Source organism: Kitasatospora sp. NPDC005856, from assembly GCF_040629945.1.
Classification (GTDB): Bacteria; Actinomycetota; Actinomycetes; order Streptomycetales; family Streptomycetaceae; genus Kitasatospora.
The window spans coordinates 1-6,023 of sequence record NZ_JBEXWT010000180.1 but is presented as its reverse complement, the minus strand read 5'-3'; the positions used below and the strand labels follow the sequence as shown (position 1 = coordinate 6,023).

Here is a 6,023-nt window from a genome sequence, read left to right as displayed (position 1 = left end):
GGGCGGTGCCGCCGGGCACGGCGGGCCGGGCGGTCAGGGCCGCCCGGGTGGGCCCGGCGGCCCCGGTGGCCCCGGCGGTCAGGGCCGCCCCGGCGCGCCCGGCGGCCCCGGTGGCGCCCGCCCGTCCGGTGCCCAGGCGCGGCGCTGGCCACGGCGGCGGATCGTGAAGTGGTCGGTCTTCGGCGTGCTGATCGCCGTCATGGTGACCGCCGTCTCCACCTGGTTCTGGGCGGACTCCAAGCTCGACCACGAGAACGTGCTCGCCGACTACCCCGGCCGCCCGGCCGCGGGCAAGGGCACCAACTGGCTGATCGTCGGCTCCGACAGCCGCCAGGGCCTCACCGACTCCGAGCAGGACGACCTGCACACCGGGCACGACACCGAGGGCAAGCGCAGCGACTCGATGATGATCCTGCACGTCGGGGACAACGGGAACACCCTGATGAGCATCCCGCGCGACTCCTGGGTGCCGATCCCCGAGCACCCGGGCAGCAACGGCAAGCCGGTCAAGGGCACCAGCGCGAAGATCAACTCGGCCTTCGGCAACGGCGGCGGCCGGCTGCTGGTCCAGACCGTCGAACAGAACACCGGCCTGCGGATCGACCACTACGCCGAGATCGGCTTCGGCGGCTTCGTCGGCATCGTCGACTCGATCGGCGGCGTCGAGATGAAGATCGACCAGGACATCCAGGACAAGGACTCCGGCCTCGACCTCAAGGCCGGCGACCAGGTCCTCAGCGGCAAGCAGGCCCTGGCCTTCGTCCGTCAGCGCCACCAGATGGCCGACCAGGACCTCGGCCGGATGCGCAACCAGCAGAAGTTCCTCGGCGCCCTGGCCCACCAGGCCGCCTCCCCCGGCAACCTGATGAACCCGTTCACCTTCTACCCGCTGGTCGATTCCGCGCTCGGCACCCTGATCGTCGACGAGGACTGCGGGCTGACCGACCTCGGCTCGCTCTTCCTCGCCATGAAGGACGTCAACGGCGGCAGCGGCAAGTCGCTGACCGTGCCGATCGGCAACCCGGACTACCGGACCAAGACCGGCGAGTCCGCCGTGCTGTGGGACACCAACAAGTCCAAGCAGCTCTTCGCCGCGTTCAAGGACGACACCGCGGTGCCGGACTTCAAGTAGTCCGCGACTTCGCGTGACCGCACCAGCACAATGAGTGGATGTCGCTCGTCACCGCGCTGATCCACCGCCGTCGCGACCGCCTCCTGGGCCGCCTGGCCCGGGAGGCGCTCGCGCTCCACGGGATGGAGGTGCCCGCCGCCTGCGAGATCGGGCCCGGGCTGATGGTCCACCACCGCGGCTTCGGCACCGTGCTGCACCCGTACACCACCCTCGGCGCCGGCGTGACGCCCTACAACGGTGTGACCATCGGCCGGGCCGACCCGTGGGTGCCGCAGGAGGAGAGCGCGATGCGGCGGGTGGTGGTCGAGGACGGCGCGGTGCTGTGCGCGGGTGCCAAGGTGGTGTGCAAGGCGGGCGTGCTGACCGTCGGCGCGGGCACCGTCGTCGGCGCCAACGCCGTGCTCACCCGCTCGACCGGGCCCGGGGAGATCTGGGCCGGCGTCCCGGCGCGCAAGGTGGGGATGCGGGCGGGCGCCTGGGGGCCCTCCCCGATCCCGGCCCAGCCCATCCCGCACCCTCCCCCTGAACGCACGCACCGGACCGCACCGGACCGTCCGGACCGGGGCTAGACGTACGGCAGCAGGCCGGTGCCGCACTCCGGGAAGCGGACCAGCCACTCCCCCTCGCCGCCGGCCGCCTCGGTGGCGCCCGCGAAGCCGTAGTGGATCGGCTGCCGGTCGCCGCCCAGCCACCGCGCGTGGGTCAGCTGCACCGTCAGCGAGGCCGGGCGGTGCGGGCCGACGGCGGCCGGGACGACCGGGACGACCGGGGCGGGCTGCTCCAGCACCAGCTCGTGCTCGGTCTCGCCCGGGCGGAAGGTCACCACCGTCTCGGTGCCCGGGCGCCGCGGGAGGGCGCCCGTCGGGTCCGTCCAGTACGCGGCGACCATCACCGCGAGGGTGCCGTCCAGGCTGCCGGTGTCCGGCCGCACGTACTCCTCGTCCGGGATCCAGCGGGCGTGGTGGCGGACCTCGTCCGCGCCCCACCGCTCGTCCCAGCGCACCCAGTAGCCCGCCACCCGCTTGACGGTCATGCCCTCGCGGACGACCCGGACGGCGAACCGCGCCGGGCCGACCGGCTCGCAGCCGGCCAGGGAGACCACCGTCACCTGTTCGTAGGTCACCTCGCCGTCATCGGCGCCCTGCTCCATCATCGGTCAACCACCTTGCCGCAGAGTCCAGTTCGGACACGGTTGGAACCGTCTCCGAATCGAGCGTAGGGCCCCGGCGAAGGAAGGCCGCACGATTGCCCGGTTCCGGCCCGGACGGCGGCGCTCCGGGCTACCCTGCCCGCCGCACCGCGGCCCGGCCCGGCGCGGAACGGCGCGGAACGGGCGCAAGGCGGGCGCGAAGCGGATGCGGAAGCGGAAGAGGCACGGAAGCGGGTACGAAACCGCCCCGGAGCGGGAGGCCGGAAGACCCGACGTCCCGCTCCGGGGCGGTGCGTGCCAGTGGCGGCGGTGACTACTTGACCTCGCCGGACGCGGCGATGGTGATCTTGGCCGAGGTGCGGCCGCTCGACGAGCCGAGGCCCTCGATCTTCTTGACCAGGTCCATGCCCTCGACGACCTCGCCGAAGACGACGTGCTTGCCGTCCAGCCAGTCGGTGACGATGGTGGTGATGAAGAACTGCGAGCCGTTGGTGTTGCGGCCGGCGTTGGCCATCGACAGCAGGCCCGGGCGGTCGTGCTTGATCTGGAAGTTCTCGTCCGCGAACTTCTCGCCGTAGATGCTCTTGCCGCCGGTGCCGTTGTGGTTGGTGAAGTCACCGCCCTGGAGCATGAAGGCCGGGATCACGCGGTGGAAGCCGGAGCCCGCGTAGCCGAAGCCGTTCTGGCCGGTGGCCAGCTCGCGGAAGTTCTGGGCGGTCTTGGGAACGACGTCGTCGTACAGCTTGAAGACGATCCGGCCGGCCGGCTCGTCGTTGATCGTGATGTCGAAGAAAACGTTGGAAGACATGCAGGGATGATGGCACGATCACCTGTTCGACGCGCAGTGCCCCCGGCCGGGACAGGGCGGACGCGGCTGTGTTAACCGGTTCCGCGCCGCGCGGACTCCGCCCCGAGGCGCGGCCGGGAAGCTACCATCGGTGTCAGGTTCGGGCCGCGGCGCGGAACGGGGCCGGAGACGGGGTGGACGGCATGCGGATCGGCGAACTGGCCCGTCGGACGGGCGTGAGCGAACGCTCGCTGCGCTACTACGAGCAGCAGGGTCTGCTGGCCGCCCGCCGCACCGAGGGCGGCCACCGCGAGTACCCGGAGGCCGCCGTCGACCGGGTGGTGCACATCCAGGAGCTGTTCGCGGCCGGACTCCACAGCCGGACCATCTACAAGATCCTCCCCTGCATGCGGGACTCCGACGGCGGCCCGAACGAGATCGCCACCCCGCTGCTGGTCGAGGAGCTCACCGCGGAGCGCGAGCGGATCGACCGGACGATCAGCGACCTGCTGCGCTCCCGCGAGGTGCTGGACGAGGTGATCGCGACCGCCTCCGGGCAGCCGCCGTCCCCCTCCGAGGCCGCGTAGGCGGGTTCCTCAGGCCTTCGGCTTGCGGGCCAGCAGATAGGCCTGCGGGGTCCTCTCGTCCCCCTCGGGCTCGCGGACCGTACGGGAGGTGACCGGCAGGCCGGCCTCCCGCGCCAGCTCCTCGACGTGCTCCGGCCGCAGCCGGCGGAAGTCCAGCGACACGGGGTGGCCGAAGGGGCGCTCCTGGCGCGAGGGCCGGTCGCCGACCTGGAAGGCGAGCAGCAGGTGGCCGCCGGGGGCGAGCACCCGGGCGCACTCGGCGAACACCTCGGGGAGCCGCTCCGCCGGGGTGTGGATGATCGAGTACCAGGCCATCACGCCGGTCAACTCCCCGTCCCGGAAGGGGAGGTCGAACATCGAGCCGACGCTGAACGGCACCTCCGGGTGGGCCTGCCGGGCCAGCTCGACCATCCGCGGCGAGAGGTCGATCCCGTGCACGTCCACGCCGAGCCGGTGCAGCGGGCCGGTCATCCGGCCCGGACCGCAGCCGAGTTCGGCCGTCCGGCCGTCCGGCCGCTCGGCGCGGACCAGCTCGGCGAAGAGCGCCAGCATCGCCCGGTCCACCGGCATGCGGTCCAGCGCGTCCCGGAAGAGCTCGGTGTACTCGGTGGCGACGGCGTCGTAGAACGCCCTGGTCTCGGTGAGGAAGTCCGGCTCGCTCATGGCCCGGGACCCTACCGGGCGGCGGCGCCGCTCAGTCGAGCGGCGGGAGGTCCAGCTCGGCGACGGCCTGGTCGCCGCTCAGCTCCCCGGTCGGGCGAAAGCCCAGCCGGGCGTAGAACTCCGCCGGGCCGTCCGGGCCCGGGTGGTAGGTGACGGTGACGCGGGAGCCGCCGCGGCGGCGGATCTCGGCGCAGACCTGCTCGACGGCGAAGCGGCCGTAGCCGCCGCGCTGCCGCTCGGCGTCGATCAGCAGCCGCCACAGGCCGGAGCGGGGGCGGTCGCCGGGGCGGTCGGGGTGGAAGGCGATGTCGAAGAAGGCCATCACGAAGCCGACCGGCAGCCCGTCGTCCAGGATCAGCCGCGGCCAGGCGGTGTCCCCGTACGCGTACGCCTCGGCCAGCGACCTCACCACCGGCGCCACCAGGGCCTCCTGGTCGGGGCGGACCCGCAGGGCGAGGGCGGCGTCGACGTTCTCGGGGGTGATGGGGGCCAGGCCGAGTGCGGCGGGCGTGGTCGGCGTGGAGGACATGGCGGGCAGCCTACGGAGCGCGGCTGCCCGCCGTCGCGCGGTTTTCGTCGAGCGGTGGGCCGCTCGCCGGGCGGGCCCTACGCGCCGGCCGGGAAGTCGGTGTCGCGGCCGACCGCCTCCCAGGCCTCGGCCTCCCGCCGCTGCTCGTCGAGGGTGCCCAGGACGCCGTCCACCGCGTCGCCGCCGAGCGCGAGCCGCAGCGGGGTGTGCTCGGCGGCCAGCGCGGCCAGGATCGCCTCGGCGGCCTTGACCGGGTCACCGGGCTGCTTGCCGTCGCTGTCCGGCAGTCCGGCGCGGACCGGGCCGACGACCGGCTCGTACGCCTCGATGGGGGCGGAGTGGGCGAGCGCGTCGCCCCCCGCGAAGCCGGTCCGGAAGGCGCCGGGCTCGACGATCAGTACCTTGACCCCGAAGCCGGCCACCTCCTTGGCCAGCGCCTCGGACAGCCCCTCCAGCGCGAACTTGGTGGCCGAGTAGGCGCCCACGCCGGGGAAGCTGAAGCGGCCGCCCATGCTGCTCATCTGCACCACCGCGCCCGAGCCCTGGGCCCGCAGGTGCGGCAGCACGGCCCGGGTGAGTGCGGCCGGGCCGAAGAAGTGCAGGTCCATCAGGTCCCGCAGCTCGCGGTCGGTGGACTCCTCGACGGCACCGATCAGCCCGCGCCCGGCGTTGTTCACCAGGACGTCGATCCGACCGTGCCGCTGGACGGTCTCCGCGACGACGGCCGGGATCCGCTCCTGGTCGGTGACGTCCAGCCGGACCGGGAACAGCCTGCCCGGGTGCTTGCCGGCCGCCACCTCCAGCGTCTCGGGGCGCCGCACGGCGGCCACGACGGTGTCACCGGCCGCCAGCGCGACCTTCGCGATCGCCCGGCCGAAGCCGGAGTTGGCGCCGGTGATCAGCCAGACCTTGCCGGCGGAGTCCTGCTCGGGGATGTTGCCCATGATCGTCGATCTCTCGCAATCGTCGCGTGCCGCGCATGAATTGACGATCATTTATGACACCGGCGCGGGCGCCGCGTCCAGGACGGTTCGATGCCGGACGACATACGGCCCCCGACCGCGGAGGGGCGGTCGGGGGCCGTCGGTGCAGGTCGGGGCGGGTTACGGCAGGTTGCGGGCCATCACGATCCGCTGGACCTGGTTGGTGCCCTCGTAGATCTGCGTGATCTTCGC

The 6,023-nt window shown here is 73.1% G+C and carries 8 protein-coding genes; 3 read left to right on the top strand and 5 right to left on the bottom strand.

What is annotated here, in order from left to right:
• Positions 1-1,132 (top strand): LCP family protein (locus ABZ449_RS41550; RefSeq protein ID WP_360357212.1); only part of this gene is annotated, 1,132 nt, incomplete at its 5' end.
• A gap of 38 nt (positions 1,133-1,170) precedes the next feature.
• Positions 1,171-1,701 carry a hypothetical protein gene (locus tag ABZ449_RS41545; protein ID WP_360357210.1) on the top strand — a complete coding sequence of 177 codons (531 nt, stop codon included), beginning with the start codon at positions 1,171-1,173 and terminating at the stop codon, positions 1,699-1,701.
• Here ABZ449_RS41545 and ABZ449_RS41540 read toward each other — a convergent pair.
• Both ABZ449_RS41540 and ABZ449_RS41535 read right to left on the bottom strand, forming a co-directional pair.
• The gene (locus ABZ449_RS41540) at positions 1,698-2,285 is read right to left on the bottom strand and encodes a hypothetical protein (protein ID WP_360357207.1); all 588 of its coding nucleotides are present in this window, start codon (positions 2,283-2,285) and stop codon (positions 1,698-1,700) included. The two genes, ABZ449_RS41545 and ABZ449_RS41540, sit on opposite strands and share 4 nt — an antisense overlap.
• Before the next feature lie 310 nt (positions 2,286-2,595).
• Complete coding sequence (locus ABZ449_RS41535) at positions 2,596-3,090, bottom strand: peptidylprolyl isomerase (RefSeq protein WP_360357205.1); 495 nt, start codon at positions 3,088-3,090, stop codon at positions 2,596-2,598.
• A 182-nt stretch (positions 3,091-3,272) separates the two neighbouring features.
• Here ABZ449_RS41535 and ABZ449_RS41530 point away from each other — a divergent pair, with 182 nt between their 5' ends.
• A complete protein-coding gene (locus ABZ449_RS41530; protein ID WP_360357202.1) occupies positions 3,273-3,656 on the top strand; it encodes a MerR family transcriptional regulator in 384 nt (127 codons plus the stop codon).
• 9 nt (positions 3,657-3,665) lie between these two features.
• Here the strand turns inward: ABZ449_RS41530 and ABZ449_RS41525 are convergent, their stop codons facing one another.
• The 3 genes from ABZ449_RS41525 to ABZ449_RS41515 all read right to left on the bottom strand — a co-directional run bounded on the left by ABZ449_RS41525 (position 3,666) and on the right by ABZ449_RS41515 (position 5,792).
• Positions 3,666-4,319 carry a methyltransferase domain-containing protein gene (locus ABZ449_RS41525; protein WP_360357199.1) on the bottom strand — a complete coding sequence of 218 codons (654 nt, stop codon included), beginning with the start codon at positions 4,317-4,319 and terminating at the stop codon, positions 3,666-3,668.
• A 31-nt stretch (positions 4,320-4,350) separates the two neighbouring features.
• Positions 4,351-4,848 carry a GNAT family N-acetyltransferase gene (locus tag ABZ449_RS41520; protein ID WP_360357197.1) on the bottom strand — a complete coding sequence of 166 codons (498 nt, stop codon included), beginning with the start codon at positions 4,846-4,848 and terminating at the stop codon, positions 4,351-4,353.
• A gap of 77 nt (positions 4,849-4,925) precedes the next feature.
• Positions 4,926-5,792, bottom strand: coding sequence for an oxidoreductase (locus ABZ449_RS41515; RefSeq protein ID WP_360357195.1), 867 nt, complete (start codon positions 5,790-5,792; stop codon positions 4,926-4,928).
• Between the last annotated feature and the right edge of the window lie 231 nt (positions 5,793-6,023).